Source organism: Blautia intestinalis (genome assembly GCF_014297355.1).
GTDB classification, from domain to species: domain Bacteria; phylum Bacillota; class Clostridia; order Lachnospirales; family Lachnospiraceae; genus Blautia_A; species Blautia_A intestinalis.
Window position 1 is genome coordinate 16169 of sequence record NZ_JACOQE010000005.1, and the last position, 17509, is coordinate 33677.

Sequence of the window (17509 nt, forward strand, 5' to 3'; positions counted from 1 at the left end):
ATTAATAATTACCGGTAAAGAATTTGCTTTCTTTTGGAAGCTCATATCCATCAAAATATTTATTAAAGTCAAGTCCGAGATATCCACACAGATTAGCAAGTTCGACCATCGTATTATCGTTTACAGGTAATCCATGCTCTCTTCTATCTTTTTCTGCCAAAACTTCTTTTTCACCATGTGTATAAATACGATCTTTGCCTTCTGCCTTCGGACTTTCTCTCAAAGCTTCCAGGTATTCTGAAAAGTGTCTGCGGATTGCTTGAGGATTACCAAATGCAGCCGGATCGATTGCCATAAATCCATGACAGATTCCTGTTTTATCCGGGAATGTGCAGCAATGATCCGAAGTAACACCCATAGAAAGAATGGAACTGAATAGTTCACACAGCATACCATATCCATATCCCTTGTGGCTTCCTGTAACCTCTTCATTTCCACCAAGGGGCATGATTCCACCGCCCTTCTTTGCAACAATATTGGAAAGGACATCCGGTGCATCTGTACTTGCATGACCATCTTTGTCCAGGGCCCATCCATCCGGAAGTGGTTTCTCCATTTTATTGTACATTTCGAGTTTTCCTCTTGTAACTACCGTGGTAGAACAGTCAAAGAAAAACGGATACGGGTCTGCCGGCATAGCTACTGCGATTGGGTTTGATCCAAGCATGGCTTTTTTGCCAAACGTAGGAACCATAATAGCCTCTGAATTTGTACAGGCCATTCCCAGAAGTCCCTCATCGCACGCCATCTTTGCATAATATCCGGCGATACCGAAATGATTGGACTCACGGACAGTTACAATTCCAACTCCTGTCTTTTTGGCTTTTTCGATTGCTTTTTTCATTGCATAAACGGAAATAAGCTGTCCCATTCCATTATGACCATCAATCACTGCAGATATCGGTGTTTCAAATACAATTTCAGGCTTTGCCTGCGGATGGATCGTTCCCTTTTCGATTCCCTTATGATAACGCACCATTCTCTGCATGCCATGACTTTCTATTCCATAAAGGTCAGCCGTAAGAAGCACATCCTTGATCTGATTGCTTTCTTCCTCTGTAAAACCAAACGCCTTGAATACGTCTCCGCAAAAATGATTCAGTGTCTCATATGACCATTTCACATATCCCATTGTTTCGTCCCTCCTTCTGGTGTTGCCGGTTTTATTTAGTGGCATTACCAATTTATATTTTAATTATACCACCGGTATTACCAAAATACAATAGAGGTCATATCAATTTATCCTGTAAAAATGCCCAAAATTTCTCAGGATTTTTTTTGCATTTCTTCCATATAACGTTCAATCGTATCCATATGTTCGGACATACATCGTTCCGCCTGTTCTGTATCTCCGTTGATGATTGCATTAACAAGCCGATGATGCTGGTCATCAACCTCTCTGGCAGAATTATTCTTTTTCATAATGTAGTCTCTCGTCCCGGAAACAATACTCTCAGTAAGCTGATCCGCTGCCGCAAGGACACTGTAAACCATCGGGTTATCTGCGATCTTTGCAATCTTCTTATGAAGTTCGCGATCCAGTTCACCCCGTATCTTTTCATCTTCTGCGGCGTCCAGCCGTGCAAGAATCACCCATAATTCTGCTGCATCCAACGGTGTGCACTTTCGCGCCGCAAGAATTGCCGCTTCTCGCTCCAGTGCCGCACGGAACTGCTGATTCTGGCGCAGATATCCATTATTTAATTTAAAAAGTATGGATAAAGGTTCGATCAGCCAGGTATCCAGGTCCTCCGTAATATAATTTCCGCCTCCCGGCACCGGCTTGACTATTCCCAGCAGTTCCAGTGCTCTCAAAGCTTCTCTGACTGCCGGTCTGGATACTCCCATGATCTCCGCCATTGTCCGCTCCGCCGGAAGGGCATCGCCCGCTTTGAGACTGCCATTCTGAATGTTCTCTATAATCTGATTTAAAATCCCGTTAAAAGTCCGTTCATCTCTAATTTCTTTAAACATGCTCCATTCCTCCACATCCCATTTCCGTCCGTGTATTCTTACAGGCGGTATCATTTTTTCACCGTCTTTCCCATACATTTTATTTTTGGTACAACTGTACAGTACGACAGATATTTCTTATAATATAGCATTCCTGACAGTTTACAGCAAGTGGAATGGATTTTGACCAAGTTGCTGTGAACGGAGTGAACAGCAATCACATTAAGAATGGAGGCGTTATTATGGCCTCAACAATACGCGATGTTGCAGCTCGTGCCGGTCTTTCTGTAGCTACTGTTTCCAAATACATTAATGGCAAAACAGTAAAAGAAAGCACACGCCTGGCAATAGAAGAAGCAATCAAAGAACTTGACTTTCATCCTAATAATATAGACAAAGGACTGTGTAATGCCAAATCATTCTCCGTTGCCATCCTGTTACCTATGCTTGATTCCACATTTTGTACTTCTATGATTTCATCAATTGAATCCACATTATTGCCTTTAGGATACAGTGTTATCGTATGCGAATGCCATAACAATGCCGAAATGGAATTGCGTAAAACACAATATCTTATCGATCGTATGGTTGATGGAATCGTACTGATTCCATATGCCTCTGATGAAAATCAATTGTTCTTCAGATAACAAATCATCAATGGACACAGAAAAATATCTTTTGATTAGATTCCTCATGATCTAATATATATTCAAAAATCTGCTCTAGCTTTTCATCTGTCTTTTTCTGATACTCCAGTTGTTTTAATTCAACATTACTAATCCTCTCAAATAGAAGTGCATTATTGGCTATAAAACGTCTCATTTCAACAAATGCACGCATAATACGTTTCTACTTGATAAAGCATTGCCAGATCACTATCCACCATGACTTGTTTGTTTCTTACTACATAAATCAATTCTTTCAGGATAATCTCTTCCGCAATCGCTCTGTGCTGATTAGCCGCTCTTACCCAGGCAATCTGATCTTTCTCTTTATCCGGCAAAGGTTCTTTTTCTTCCAACTGTTTCAGGATCACTTCTTCCCGTTCTCTGGCTGCCTTGTCCACTTCCAGCAGATGCTCACCGGATTTATAGGTGAGATTGGGAATCAGGTATCCATTCACATTCGTATAAGTCATAACCGTGGACATTCGCAATCCGCTTCGCTACTTGCTCATCACAAGCAGCAATCGCCTGTCTGTTCAATTCCCTTGTAATATCTGCCAAACTTGTTCCTTCCGCTGCCATCTGAAACCTCATTTTCAGTTAAAACAATATTGTATGGTCAAAGAATTGTAAATGTTCTGTACACCTGTTCCGCAGTATCTGCCAGGTTTCTCTTTGCATTTTCATTCTTCATTGCCTCTTCCAGCGTAACTACACCTCGCAGGATAGGGAAAAATGCATCAATACCATGTTCATTACATTTTCTGGCATCTCTTTCGACTGCACCTGCAAATGCAAGTACCGGCTTGCAGTATTTCTTTGCAAGTGCAGCCACTCCAACCGGAGCTTTTCCCATTGCTGTCTGACCATCCATCCGACCTTCCCCTGTGATGACAAGGTCTGCATCCTTCACATACTCTTCTAGCTGTGTCTCTTCCAGCACGATTTTAATTCCTGATTCCAGAACAGCATCTGTAAATGTAAGAAACGCGAATCCAAGTCCTCCTGCTGCTCCTGTTCCTTCCTGCTTTGCATCTGCCTTTGGGAATTTTTCTTTCGCCAATGCTGCATAATATCCAAGCCACTGATCCATCTGGCGGATCATTTCCGGTGTTGCACCTTTCTGAGGACCAAATACTTCACTGCATCCCTGCTCTCCACAAAGAGCATTTGTCACGTCACACGCAATCTTAAACTTGCATTCTTTTAATTCCGGAAGCACATAAGTATCTGTGATTTTCTCCAGAACTTTCAATCCCTTTGCGCCAAATGGAACCTGATTTCCGTCTTTGTCAAGGAAACCATAACCTAATGCCTGCAGCATCCCGACTCCCCCGTCATTTGTTGCACTTCCTCCGATTCCGACAAGAAAACGTCTGCATCCCTTGTCAATCGCATCACGGATCACTTCTCCCACGCCGTATGTTGTCGTATTCAACGGATTTCTCTCTTCATCAGAAACCAATGTAATTCCTGCGGCCCCCGCCATCTCGATCACAGCTGTTTTCGTGCTTTCAATAATACCGTATTCACAGATCACCGGCTCACCGAGCGGTCCTGTCACCTGTACTTTCTGTAATGTTCCGTTCATTCCGGATACAAGAGCCTCTACTGTACCTTCCCCTCCGTCGGCTAACGGTCTTACGATCACTTCTGCATCCGCATCCACTCTGAGGATTCCCTCTGCTGCTGCCTGTCCTGCTTCCATAGAAGTCATACTTCCTTTAAAGGAATCAATTGCTGTTATTATTTTCATAATAAACTCCTTTCCATGTCTGTTCCGTGTTTTATTAATATTAGGATATCAAATTTCCTGTTTCACAAACATGTTACACATAACATTATTTTAAATTTATTCTATTATTATTTGTTATGTATAACATTTTATAGTAAAATTACAGAAAAGAATTTATCTTCAAACTCATCCCCTATTGTAATCCGTCATGTCGAAAGAAAGGATATAACAAAAATTTATGATAACTAAAATTGACCGCGAACTCGCAGAACAAATCGTAAATACGATCAAAGATGTCTGTGATCATGACATCAACTTTATTGCTCCATCCGGCATTATTCTCGCCAGCACAGATTCATCCCGTGTCGGAACCTTTCACGAGATTGGACAACAGGCCGCTGATTCCGGTTCTGTGCTGGAAGTAACAGAAGACAACAATTTTTCCGGCACAAAGCAAGGAATCAATCTTCCACTTTATCATAATGAATATCTGCTTGCTGTCATCGGAATTACCGGCGCACCTGATAAAGTCCGCAGTTATGCCTATCTCGCAGAACGTATCACCAATCTTCTGATTCGCGAGCAGGAACTGAATCAATACAGCCGCAGACAAGCTGATAAAAAGCATTTTGTCATTCAGTCTTTGGTCAGAAATGAAACCGACAATCAGGAATACCTCACCTCTTGCCTGCATGAATTTAAGATTGATCTCAACACAAAGAAAAGAATTGTTTTTATTCGCATAAACAAACAAAATACAATTACAAACCGCTCTATTTTAGAGCAGAAAATTCAACAAATGTTTGCACAGGCACATGTCTGCCTTCACACATTTAATTATCCGGGTGATTTTATTGCTTTGATTGAAGAAAATGAATTTGAAAAGCAGAATTATATTTTTAAACTCTTTGCAAAAGAACATTTTGATATTTTGAATATTGCAGTTGGAAAACCGACATCACTCTTCCAGCTCCACATCTCCTATCAATCTGCTGAGACTGCTTTGCACAGCCTTACAATTTCGTCTGAGCACTATGTTGTTTTCGACGATCTGACACTTGAACTAATTCTTTCTACGATCACACCGGAAAATCAGAAAGAATATTTAGCCAAGACAATCGCCCCGCTCAATGAACAGGAACTGCACCTGCTTGAAGTTTATTTTTCCGAAGAAATGTCTCTTACCGCCACAAGCGAACGACTCTTTCTCCATAAAAATACATTACAATATAAATTGAATGCGATTCAGAAGAAATGTTCACTGAATCCGAGAAAATTCCAGAATGCGGTGCTGCTTTACCTGGCTGGGAAGATTCAGGGAAATTAAAAATTCAGCACAGGCATCTGGGGGCAGTAATTTTGTCAGTTGAAAAAGTCGCTTACCCGCATTTCTACACTCTCCACAGTTTATTTAGTTAAATTATACTCAAACAAACAGTACTTTACAATAAAGATTAAGGCTGACAGTCCCCTCACACGACTGTCAGCCTTAAATTCATCCAGACATATTCAATTTCATTATTACCTTATTTCGTCAGAACCCTATAATTTTCTTTCTTATCATAATCTTTATGGATTCCGTCATCTTCGTACAGAGTATAGCTGCTGCCTTCATATCCAAGCATCTTAAGCCTGTCTGTATCAATATCCTTTACGCACTCAGCTGCTTCTGCAACCGGAATGCATTTGCCGCTTCGAATGAAAAGTGGTACTTCATTGAGGGCAACATCCACATAATGAACTCCTTTTGCAAGGACTTCTTCGAAAATGGTTCCATCCGGCATGAACTTGATGAATTTCATTTCTTCCGGCAGATAAACGTAACGGCCTCTTGCGTTCTGCTCATAAACCGGTGCGATCATGATCTCGTTGCCAAGCATCAATTGGTCTTCAACACGGATTGCCATCTTATCATCTGGATAAACAAATCCAAGTGGCTTAAAGTACATATCGTCATTCAGTGCAGCTTTCATATATTCACTGTAGAGATATGGTACAAGGCGATATCTGGTGTTAATGACACTGCGGAAATCTTCGATGTTTTCGAACTGGTAACATTCCTGTTCTCTTGTTCCTTCTGCCGCATGATCGCGCATCAGAGGTGTAAACACACCGAGTGCAAGGAAACGAAGCAGCAGATCTCTGGTCGTGTCATCACCAAATCCGCCAAGGTCCGCACCTGTGTACATAAAGCCGCACATATTCAGAGATGGGAGCATCTTCAGATTTAAAAGAATGTGTGACCACCAGGATTTATTATCTCCCATCCAGATTCCACCATAGCGGTGCATTCCGATGTAAGAAGATCTGGAGAACATTAGGAAACGTTTTTCCGGATCAATGCGCTCAAATGCTTCTCCTGCTGCTCTTGTCATATTGTAACCAAAAAGATTATGTACTTTGTCGTGGCGGATTTTCTTACCATCAACATTGTGATAAAATCTTCTGTAATCTTCCGGACTGTTGGCAATGTTTATCATCTTTGCCTGCATAGTCCACGGATGGATCTTACCTTCTGTGTCTTTTGCAAATTCTCCGGCAAGTTCTTTTGCCTCTGCAAGTCCTTCTGAAGAATAAAAAATTGCAGGCTCGTTCATGTCATTCCAGAATCCTTCGATTCCCTGATCGATCAGAAAACGATATTTATCCCCGAACCATTTACGGGCTTCCGGATTCAGCATATCCGGAAAGTGCGTATCTCCCGGCCACACAGCTGCAACAAAATCACTGCCGTCTTCTCTTTTACAGAAGTAGTTGTTTTTTACACCTTCTTCATAGATCTCGTAGCCTTTTTCCACCTTGACACCTGCATCAATGATCGGGATCAGGCGAAGCTCCTGGTCTTTCATTTCCTTTACAAATTCAGGGAAATCAGGGAAGTTTTTCTCATTAACTGTGAAGTCCTTAAAATCCTGCATATAGTCAATATCCATGTAGATCATGTCGATCGGGATATGATTCTCACGATATCCTTTTGCCACCGCACGGAAATCTTCTTTTGTTGTATAACCCCAACGGCTCTGTCCAAAACCAAAGGCAAACTTTGGCGGAATGTAGCTGCGTCCGATCACATGGCGGAACTGTTTTACGATATCGTAAGCATTCTCACCTTCAATCACATAAATATCCAGATCTGCATTTTCGCAGGATACTTTGAGAGTGTCCATTCTGGTATATCCGATGTCAAAGGTCAGCTTTGACGGATAGTCAAAAAACAGGCCAAAAGTAGTCTTGCCGCTCACGACAATAAAATTGTGAGCTCCATACAGAGAACGTTTGTCCTCTGTATGAATTGCATCATCTGTGCAGTTGCTGATATAACAGTAACCCCTCTTGTTGATTCCACGGTTGGATTCGCCCAGGCCATAGACAATGTCATCTTCGTCCATAATATAGGTAAATGCAAATCCATCATTCTGGCTGATCTCTCCATATGGAAAAGCGCTCTCAGTTGTTTCGATTTTTTCGGTCAGTGCCTCCGTGTCAAACGGAGTTCCATATCTGTATTTTCTGATCATCTCTGTGTTACCTCTTATTTTTTATATAGTACAAATGCTTCATATGGTTTCAAAACAATTTTGCCTTCAAATACAGTTCTGTCAAGATTTGTGATCAGACATTCTGCTCCTTTGAATTCTTCCGGAATCTCCATCTCTGCATTTTTGTCACTGAAATTGCAGACTGTCAGAAGTTTTTCCTGAGCCTGTCTTCTTATATATGCCAAAATCTGCTCGTCGTCACGGTAAAGGGTCTCAAATCCGCCGTAAACAATAATGTCTTTTTCTTTACGCAGACGAATCAGTTTCTGATAATAATGGAAAATAGAGTTCGGATCTTCAAGCTGCTGTGCCGCATTGATTTCTTTGTAGTTCGTATTCACTTTGATCCATGGAGCACCATCTGTAAATCCGGCCTGTGCTGAATCATCCCACTGCATTGGAGTCCGGGCATTATCACGGCTTCTCAGCATCAGACATTTCATCATATATTCCGGAGTCATAAGACCTGATTCCGTAAATTCTGTAAAGAAATTGATGCTCTCAATATCACGATAATCTTCCAGTTTATCAAAGTAAACATTTGTCATGCCAAGCTCTTCGCCCTGATATACATATGGTGTTCCCTGCATCATATGAAGGCAGGTTGCAAGCATTTTTGCAGAAGTTTCTCTGTATGCCGGATTGTCATTTCCAAATCGGCTGACACTTCTCGGCTGGTCATGATTTCCAAGAAACAGGCTGTTCCATGCTTTACCCTGAAGTTCTTCCTGCCATTTGAGCATGGTACGTTTGAACTCTTTGAAATCATATTTTTCAGTTGTCCACTTTCCATAATCACCGCTTCCGTTCTCAACATGTTCAAACTGGAATACCATATTCAGTTCATTTCTGGATTCACCTGCATATTTCTGTGCCTCTTCAATTGTTACTCCTGAGGTTTCACCAACTGTCATGATATCGTATTTTGAAAGAACTTCTCTGTTCATTTCCTGAAGGAACTCATGAATTCTTGGGCCATGTACGCAGTATGGTCCAAAATCACCATAAAGGCTGTTGTTCATTTCTCCATCCGGGAATGACTGGTCTTTTGAGATCATACTGATCACATCCATGCGGAAACCATCGATTCCCTTATCGCACCAGAATTTCATCATATCATAAACTTCCTGGCGTACTTTTTCGTTTTCCCAGTTAAGATCCGGCTGCTTTTTGGAAAACAGGTGCATATAATACATCTGCGTCTGCGGATCATATTCCCACGCAGAACCTCCAAATACCCCACCCCAGTTATTAGGTTCTTTTCCGTTTACAGGATCTTTCCAAATATAATAATCACGATATGGATTATCTTTTGACTTTCGGCTTTCAACAAACCAGTTATGTTCATCCGATGTGTGGTTGACTACGAGATCCATCAGTATTCTGATATCTCTTTTATGAGCTTCTGACAGAAGTTCTTCGTAATCATCCATAGTTCCATATTCTTTATAAATCCTGCGGTAATCAGAAATATCGTAACCATTATCATCCTGAGGAGATTCCAGCATCGGAGATATCCATAACACATTTACACCAAGCTCTTTGAGATAATCAAGTTTCTGTATGATTCCTCTGATATCCCCTACGCCATCTCCGTTGCTGTCTTTAAAACTTTTTGGATATATCTGATATACCACACTTTCTTTCCACCATTTTTTCTCCATGTTATTAATCTCCTGTTAATAATTCTTTATTCACAGATACCTGCGAATCACTCCGCGGCAGCACAGCTCCCGTAATCTACACTCTTTACTTGACTGCTCCGGCAACAACACCATTCATAATCCATTTCTGACAGAAAAGATATACAAGCAGTACAGGAATAAGTACCAGCAAGTAAGACGCGAACGCCAGGTTATAATCTACTGAAAACTGTTCCAGCTCTGTTTTTCCACCCTTTGCAGAAGATTTTCCGTCGGATGATCCGCCACATCGGACACGTCTGTCCTGTTCCCTTTCGGTGATTTTATGATAAACCCTGTATCTCAGTAAAATCAACAGGTTTCTCGTGAAACTTAAAATCTAACCAAAGTTTTAATTTTATTTTTATGCATATTAGACAAAAAATAAGGACTCTGTCATTCTCTGACAGAATCCCTCTTTACCAGATAAACCGGACTTTTTATATTTAATTCCTTCAATTCTTCTCCCTGAATCAGCTGCATCAGACGTTTCAGTGCCATATGTGCTTTTTGCTGGACATTCTGATGAACTGTCGTCAGTTTTGGACGGACCATACTCGCATACATGCTGTCATCGTAACCTGTGATGGAAATCTGATCCGGAACCCTGATTCCCTTATCAGAGAAGAAGTTCATTGCTTCAATTGCATCATAGTCTGACGAAAAAGCCAGTGCTTTAGCTTCAAGAAAATGCGGTAAGAGTTCTTCGTATTTCCTGAGACGGTATTTCTTCTTGCCCGGAACAACAATGTATCGGGAACGACTGCAGAATCCCCCTTTCTTTTCCATCGCCTGCTTGAAGCCCATCCATCGATAATAGTCACTGTCTCTATCCGTTTCTGCAATAAACAAAGCCTTTTTGTACCCACAGGAATAGAGATATTCTCCTATCTGGTATCCTCCGGAGTAATCATCTACACCAACATTCTGAAAGGTATATGCACCTTCAGGGTAAGCATCGATCATAATCATTTTCTTATTCAGCTTACGTGAAAGACTACGGTATCGTTCTTCATTATACCCAAGGATGATCAGTCCCTCAACATTCCATTTTGAAGCAATGTCTACTACATTCTGAATGTCTTCACCACCGATGAGCATAACATAATATCCTTTTTCTTCCGTTTCCATACGGATGTTTCCAATAAGTTCTCCCACAAACGGATCCTGAAGGGACTGCATGCCATGAGCATAAGTAAATCCCAGCACTACTCCTATAATTCTGGAACCATGACCGGAAAGCATCACTGATCCCATATGTGGAACATAATTCTGTTCTTTAAGGATCGCTGTGATCTTATCAATCGTTTTCTGGGAAACTCTTTTGGTATTTCCATTTATGACATTTGATACGGTGGTACGGCTGACACCAGCCATTTCGGCAATATCCTGAAGACGAATCATCTGTTATCCGGCCTCCTTTTATATCTCGTGTATGTTCTTATTCAAATCTTTTAAATGTTTTTTCGTAAATTTTCCAGAATGTATTCCATCTGCCTCTCTTTTGTTTTCATTCCCATTTTTTCATAGAATTTTTCTGCGGAAGTATTTCCTGACCATACATTTAATGTCACTTCATAGCAGTTCATTTTTCTGGCTTCTTCTTTTACATACTCAAACAAACTTTCGCCGATATGCTGACCTCGTGCCTGCCGGTCAACGCAAAGATCATCTATAAACAACGTTTTAAACTGTACCATATTATTTGAGAAAGGCTGTTTCTGCAATTGACAAAAGGCATATCCTACACAAACATCAGCCTCGTTCACAGCAACATATACCGGTTTTTCTTTATTTTTTAAAAGCTCTGTTAATTCTTCTACTGTATATTTTGTTGTACCGGGAATAAAAATATCTGGTCTTATGTCCGCATGGATTTGCAACACCTGCCCCAGTAACTCAATAATTCTTGTAATATCTTTTTCTTCAGCTTTTCTGATAGTCATGTTTCGCACCTCCGGTTAATACATATGTTCTTTTCATTAAATCATTGAAACTGGCATTTGTAAAGAACAAAGCGGACAAGTCCGCTTCAAACTCCCTGCATCCCTCAATCTTTGAGGGACTTGTTACGCTTTGCGTGCCAGATGCAGTCTGCTTTAGCAGACATATTCCTCTTGCATCTGGTCACATCCTCGCGGAGCGTTTTTGCTTTATTGGAACATTACGGAGTAATTTCCTATAAAGCAAAAATACCTTCAAGCTATTTTATTATAGCCTGAAGGTGTTTTTCAATCAAAATCTCTGGTAATGTTTGTGAGCCACTTACCTCTGATATAGTGGATGAAGACCACGGGCATTTTTTCGAACTCATCCAGAGTCATTACAAAGTATACCCAGACAGGCGGCAGTTTTAAGACATATGCTGCAAGGAAGGTGAGGGGAACTGCAACAAGCCACATAAAGATGGAATCTATGATCATTCCAAATCTGGAATCACCACCACCTCTGAAGCAGCCGCATATAAGGCAGGTATTGATGCCTTCTCCCACAAGGCGCCAGGTTGTCATAATTATAAAAATGCCAAGATAATAAATGGCCGTCTCTGTCAGTTTATCCCGATAGAAATCCAGTATCAGAGGCCGAAGTGCCAGAATAATGACACATCCGACCAGACTTACAACCATTGTTATTCTGAGCATGCGCTTTCCATATTCTCTTGCTGCATCAATATTATCTTTACCCAGTTCCTGACTGACAATGATAGTAGTCGCATTGGCAAAACCACGACAGGCGATCGCACCAATATTTACCACCATAACAGCAACTGTATTTGCGGCAACCATATCATCACCAATATGGCCGAGTATTGCTGCGAATGCTGAGCTGGCAAAACTCCAGACAACATCATTTATTACAGCCGGGGTCGCAATTTTCATAAAGTCCTGAAAAAGAATACCTGATTTCGCAAAGAAATATTTTATGCGGAATCTGACATCAGAACTTCTTAATGAGTAAATGAGGCAGATCAGTACTTCTGTAATTCTGGCAATGACAGTACCAAGAGCCACACCGGTAACACCGAGCTTTGGAAGTCCAAACAGACCAAAGATAAAGGTGGCATTACAAATTACATTGACACAAAGCGAAACAATGTACGTGACAGAAGGCAGCATTATTTTTCCGATACTTCGAAGGGCGCTCATAAAAACCTGAGAGAATCCCATGAACATAAATGAAAACGAAATTACCTTTAAGTATTCACTGCCGGCAGCAATCGTATCCGGACTGCTTGTAAAGATCTTCATGATCGTAGTTGGCATAGAAAAAGAAATCACGAAAAACACAAGAGAAACGATCAGTGAGATCCGTTCCGCCAGGCCGAGAATTCTTTCTACAGTCTTTTTATCACCTTTTCCCCAGTACTGTGCACATAAAACTGAAGCACCCGTGGCCATACCATAATATAAACAGAAAAGAATGAAAGTATACTGATTCGCAAGGGATGAAGCCGACATGGCAGTCTGGCTTACATATCCAAGCATTACCGTATCAGCAATGTTTACCAGAGTTCCGATCAGATTTTGGATCATGATCGGAAACGCTAGTTTTGAAGCGTATTTTAAGAAATCTTTTTTATTTAGCATATATGATTTTCCTTAGTTCTTAGTATTCGCAACTAATTGTATCATACACTTACATTATAAAGATATACCTTTTAGAATTATTTTTTATCTGCCGCTTCCTCCGGTTACTGTTCACTCCGTTCACAGCAACTTGGTCAAAATCCATTCCAAATCACCTTCGGTGATGGGATTTTGCCCCGTATGTCTCGGGATTTTGCCATATTCATGGCAAAACGCCTCGCGGAATATTACCTGTGAACAGTAACTTCATCCTGACATATTCAATTTCATTATTACCTTATACAGTTCTGTCAGGATTTGTGATCAGACATTCTGCTCAGTCTGCAATCCCCAGTAACCAGTCTCGGGCATTAATACGTCGAATTCCCTCATATTGTTCTTCTGGTTCTTCATCCATTGTTAAAATAATCTTTGGATAATGATCTCGTATCGCCTGTAATGGTCTTAATTCTCTCAAAAGTGTATTTTCATCTCGTACAGTCAGTGCTACCTGGAAATATACCGTTCCCTTTTTATTCTGTGCCACAAAATCCACTTCATATGAATCAATTTTTCCAACATACACATCATATCCCCGACGTAACAATTCCAGATAAACTATATTTTCCAGGACATGTCCTGAATCTGCCTGCCTCGAGCCTAAAAGCATATACCTCATTCCAATATCAACTATATAATATTTTTCAAGGGTTTTTAAATATTGTTTTCCCTTTATATTATAACGCTTTGCCTGATAAATAATATAGCTCTCACTAAAAGCCTCCAGATATTTTTCCACCGTTTTTGTATCAATTTTTCGCCCTTCTGAGGTCATCGTATCTGCAATTTTTTTTGATGACAATGGATTTCCTATATTATCAAACACAAATCTTAAAACACTCTTAAGCATCATAGTATCTGTGATTTTTTTCCTGCTTATAATATCCTTTACAACAATCGTATTATAGATTCCTTCCAGATAATCTCTGATTTCATCCGGCTGATTTTTTAATTCCAGTGTGAACGGAAATGAACTATTCTGCAAATACTCCGAATATTTGATTCCTCTGTCATTCATACTGCCAGTACTCTCCATATATTCCTTAAAAGACAACGGCAACATTTCAATCTGAATATATCTTCCCGAGATCATAGTTGCAATCTCACTGGACAACATATATGCATTGGATCCAGTCACATAAATATCTATGTTTTTTTTAATATAAAGACTGTCCAGCACTTTTGGAAAATCTGTTACATTCTGAATTTCATCAAGGAATATATATGTCATTTTTCCATCAATCAGACGTTCCTTTAAATATTTATATAATTTCCTGTAATCTGTCAGTTCTTCATAATCAAGATCTTCAAAATTAACAGAAATAATCTGTTCTTCCTCAATCCCATGCTCTTTTAAATAATTACGATAAATTTCCAGAAGCATAGATTTTCCACAACGTCGTACACCTGTAACAATTTTAATCAATTGCTTATCTTTCCAGGCTATCAGTTTTTCTAAATATTCTTTTCTTTCTATAACCATAATAATGCTCCCTTCTTTTTACTAATTATATTCCAAAAGCAGCAAAAAAATCAATAGTTTTTGGATTACAGTCCCAAAACTATTGATTTTTGTATTTTTATTGGAACAACAGTTAACTTACTGGCTGTTTCTGCATGAATCAATATTTTTTATCGTATTATTCGCCTCCACATGGATTTATATACTCAATAAACAAGACTATCTTTCTTATGCTCACATCAAACTGTGGAAATACGCCATAAAGAAGATGCGCATGCACTCGACAAAAAAGGAAGCCGTTAGTCACGGCTTCCAAGTCTTTCCTTAAAATCCATATAACCAAAATCTGTAAGCTGCTGCATGGTATTGTCACCATGTCTGAGCCAGATGTCCGGCAATGGCATTCCATTAAATGTATTGTTTTTGCAGGTAGTATAGATGGCCATATCTCCAAACATAAGAAGCTCTCCGTATTCCGGGAGCTGCCTGAATTTATAATCCCCGATCACATCTCCTGACAGGCAGGTCGGTCCTCCAAGCCGGACTGTGATCCCGCTTTCTTCTGTCTCATCAGTTCCCAAAAGCGGTGGAAGATAAGGCATTTCCAATACATCCGGCATATGGCAGGCTGCACTGGCATCCACGATCGCGATCTGTGTCTCTCCATTTTTCAGGACATCCAGTACGCTGGTCAGCAGAAAGCCTGCATTTAATGCCCACGCTTCTCCGGGTTCAAGATAAACATCTGCCTTCCATTCCTCTTGTACCATCCGGATACAGCGTTCCAGTCGTTCAATATCATAGCCTAGTCTTGTAATATGGTGGCCTCCGCCAAAATTGATCCACTTCATCCTGGAAGCGAGATCACCAAAATGCTTCTTTACGGAAACAAGCGTTGTCTCCAGATCATCAGAATCCTGCTCACAGAGAGTATGGAAATGAAGTCCGTCGAGTAAATCCAACAGTTCAGGATTTTTCTGAAATGCTTCATCCCACTGTGCTCTTGTTGTACCCATACGGCTTCCCGAAGCACAGGGATCATAGATATCGTGTCCTTCCTGGGTAGAGCATTCCGGATTGATCCGCAGTCCGACGCTCTTTCCTGCTTCCTTTGCCCTTACACCAAAACGCAGAAGCTGAGAGGGTGAATTAAACACAATATGATCCGCATACTGAAGAAGTTCTTCAAATTCATCAGCCCGGTAGCCTGCACAGAATACATGAACCTCTTTTCCCGGCATTTCCTCTGCTCCAAGCCGTGCCTCAAACAGCCCGCTTGCCTCTGTTCCTGCAAGATATGGTTCAAAAAAACGATAGCAGTCATAATTGCTGAACGCTTTCTGTGCCAAAAGCATCTTACATCCTGTCCGTTCAGATACTTCACCGAGCAGCTTTGCATTTTTTATAAGTGCTTTTTCATCCAGAATGTAGCAGGGTGTTTTTATGTTCTGGAATTCCGGCGGAATGATTCCGCCGGTGGCTGTAAACGGAGCTCTTTTATCCAATCCTTCCATCAGTCTACCAGCTTCGGATCATAACTTTCACTGCGTGGCAGACCATAACGGTCAAGAGCATCCAGGAACGGATCCGGATCAAATTCTTCTACGGTATATACACCTGGTCTGATCCATTTTCCTGTCAGCATCATAAGTGCTCCGCACATTGCCGGAACACCTGTTGTATAGCTGATTGCCTGACTTCCTACTTCGTGATAGCATTCCTGATGATCACATACATTGTAGATATAGTATGTTTTTTCTTTTCCGTCTTTTACACCGGTAAAGATACAGCCAATATTTGTTTTTCCTTTTGTACGTGGTCCAAGGCTTGCCGGATCCGGAAGCAGTGCTTTCAAAAACTGGATCGGAACGATTTCCTGTCCATTGTACTGGATCGGTGTTGTAGAAAGCATTCCTACATCTTCAAGACAACGCATGTGATCCAGATAGCTCTGTCCAAAAGTCATGAAGAAACGGATACGTTTTACACCTGGGATTGTTTTTGCAAGAGACTCAATCTCTTCATGGTGGAGCAGATACATATCCTTGTCGCCAACCTGGTCGAAGTTATATTCTCTCTTGATATCCATCGGCGGGATTTCCACCCAGTGTCCGTCTTCCCAGTAGCTTCCCGGTGCACTTACCTCACGAAGATTGATCTCCGGATTAAAGTTTGTCGCAAATGCATATCCATGATCACCGCCGTTGCAGTCCAGGATATCAATTGTATCAATCTGATCAAATTCATGCTTTAATGCATAGGCACAATAAGCCTGTGTTACACCCGGGTCAAATCCACATCCAAGAAGTGCTGTAAGTCCTGCATCTTCAAATTTTTTACGGTATGCCCACTGCCAGGAATAATCAAAGTATGCGGAAAAACCTTCTTCTTTGCAGCGTTTTTCATAGATAGCACGCCACTCTGGATCATCGGTATCTTCCGGCTCATAGTTTGCTGTATCCATATAGTTTACACCACATGCCAGACACGCATCCATGATTGTCAGATCCTGATAAGGAAGTGCAATGTTCATTACCAGATCCGGTTTATATCTGTTGATCAGTTCGATCAGCTGATCTGCATCATCTGCATCCACCCTGGCTGTAGTAAGAACAGTTTTTGTCTTTCCTTTCAGTTTTTCTACAAGCGCATCACATTTTTCCTTTGTACGGCTTGCAATACACATTTCTGTAAACACCTCATCAACCTGGCAACATTTCTGAATTGCCACACTGGCTACTCCACCGCAGCCGATCACTAATACTCTGCTCATAATTCTTCTCCTTTTTATGTTGGTATGTTACTGTTTTCTCTTAATGTTGTTTTTTGATGTCGGGACTTTTGACC

13 protein-coding genes and 2 pseudogenes are annotated in these 17509 nt (G+C 40.9%); 2 read left to right on the forward strand and 13 right to left on the reverse strand.

Annotated elements, in window-relative coordinates:
* Position 1: 1 nt before the first annotated feature.
* On the reverse strand, positions 2–1132 hold the full coding sequence (locus tag H8Z79_RS09715) for an Ldh family oxidoreductase (RefSeq protein ID WP_118041195.1): 1131 nt from the start codon (positions 1130–1132) through the stop codon (positions 2–4).
* 134 nt (positions 1133–1266) lie between these two features.
* On the reverse strand, positions 1267–1974 hold the full coding sequence (locus H8Z79_RS09720; protein ID WP_187002825.1) for a FadR/GntR family transcriptional regulator: 708 nt from the start codon (positions 1972–1974) through the stop codon (positions 1267–1269).
* Between the two features lie 155 nt (positions 1975–2129).
* On the opposite strand from H8Z79_RS09720, the gene H8Z79_RS09725 reads away from it, so the two are divergent.
* Positions 2130–2600, forward strand: coding sequence for a LacI family DNA-binding transcriptional regulator (locus H8Z79_RS09725; protein ID WP_187002826.1), 471 nt, complete (start codon positions 2130–2132; stop codon positions 2598–2600).
* Positions 2601–2857: 257 nt separating this feature from the next.
* Here H8Z79_RS09725 and H8Z79_RS17275 read toward each other — a convergent pair.
* Positions 2858–3091 (reverse strand): annotated as a pseudogene (locus H8Z79_RS17275) (TnpV protein); the annotation flags it as partial.
* A 146-nt stretch (positions 3092–3237) separates the two neighbouring features.
* Positions 3238–4374, reverse strand: coding sequence for a glycerate kinase family protein (locus H8Z79_RS09735; RefSeq protein WP_118041189.1), 1137 nt, complete (start codon positions 4372–4374; stop codon positions 3238–3240).
* Between the two features lie 217 nt (positions 4375–4591).
* Here H8Z79_RS09735 and H8Z79_RS09740 point away from each other — a divergent pair, with 217 nt between their 5' ends.
* Positions 4592–5680, forward strand: coding sequence for a CdaR family transcriptional regulator (locus H8Z79_RS09740; RefSeq protein ID WP_187002827.1), 1089 nt, complete (start codon positions 4592–4594; stop codon positions 5678–5680).
* Between the two features lie 199 nt (positions 5681–5879).
* On the opposite strand, the gene H8Z79_RS09745 is transcribed toward H8Z79_RS09740, so the two are convergent.
* The 9 genes and pseudogenes from H8Z79_RS09745 to H8Z79_RS09785 all read right to left on the reverse strand — a co-directional run bounded on the left by H8Z79_RS09745 (position 5880) and on the right by H8Z79_RS09785 (position 17435).
* On the reverse strand, positions 5880–7871 hold the full coding sequence (locus H8Z79_RS09745) for a glycoside hydrolase family 31 protein (RefSeq protein WP_015541681.1): 1992 nt from the start codon (positions 7869–7871) through the stop codon (positions 5880–5882).
* 14 nt (positions 7872–7885) lie between these two features.
* Positions 7886–9556 (reverse strand): glycoside hydrolase family 13 protein, encoded by a 1671-nt coding sequence (locus H8Z79_RS09750; protein WP_118041183.1) that lies wholly within the window; start codon positions 9554–9556, stop codon positions 7886–7888.
* A gap of 85 nt (positions 9557–9641) precedes the next feature.
* Positions 9642–9767, reverse strand: a pseudogene (locus H8Z79_RS17430) (carbohydrate ABC transporter permease); the annotation flags it as partial.
* A 203-nt stretch (positions 9768–9970) separates the two neighbouring features.
* Positions 9971–10978 (reverse strand): LacI family DNA-binding transcriptional regulator, encoded by a 1008-nt coding sequence (locus H8Z79_RS09760; protein ID WP_118050496.1) that lies wholly within the window; start codon positions 10976–10978, stop codon positions 9971–9973.
* A gap of 50 nt (positions 10979–11028) precedes the next feature.
* Positions 11029–11520: a GNAT family N-acetyltransferase gene (locus H8Z79_RS09765; RefSeq protein WP_015541678.1), complete on the reverse strand. Its 492-nt coding sequence runs from the start codon at positions 11518–11520 to the stop codon at positions 11029–11031.
* A 285-nt stretch (positions 11521–11805) separates the two neighbouring features.
* A complete protein-coding gene (locus tag H8Z79_RS09770) occupies positions 11806–13161 on the reverse strand; it encodes an MATE family efflux transporter (protein WP_187002828.1) in 1356 nt (451 codons plus the stop codon).
* Between the two features lie 316 nt (positions 13162–13477).
* A complete protein-coding gene (locus H8Z79_RS09775) occupies positions 13478–14683 on the reverse strand; it encodes an ATP-binding protein (RefSeq protein WP_015541676.1) in 1206 nt (401 codons plus the stop codon).
* Between the two features lie 278 nt (positions 14684–14961).
* Positions 14962–16176 (reverse strand): carboxynorspermidine decarboxylase, encoded by a 1215-nt coding sequence (locus tag H8Z79_RS09780; protein WP_118041177.1) that lies wholly within the window; start codon positions 16174–16176, stop codon positions 14962–14964.
* A complete protein-coding gene (locus H8Z79_RS09785) occupies positions 16176–17435 on the reverse strand; it encodes a saccharopine dehydrogenase family protein (RefSeq protein ID WP_015541674.1) in 1260 nt (419 codons plus the stop codon). Before H8Z79_RS09785 ends, H8Z79_RS09780 begins: the two co-directional genes overlap by 1 nt.
* Positions 17436–17509 lie beyond the last annotated feature (74 nt).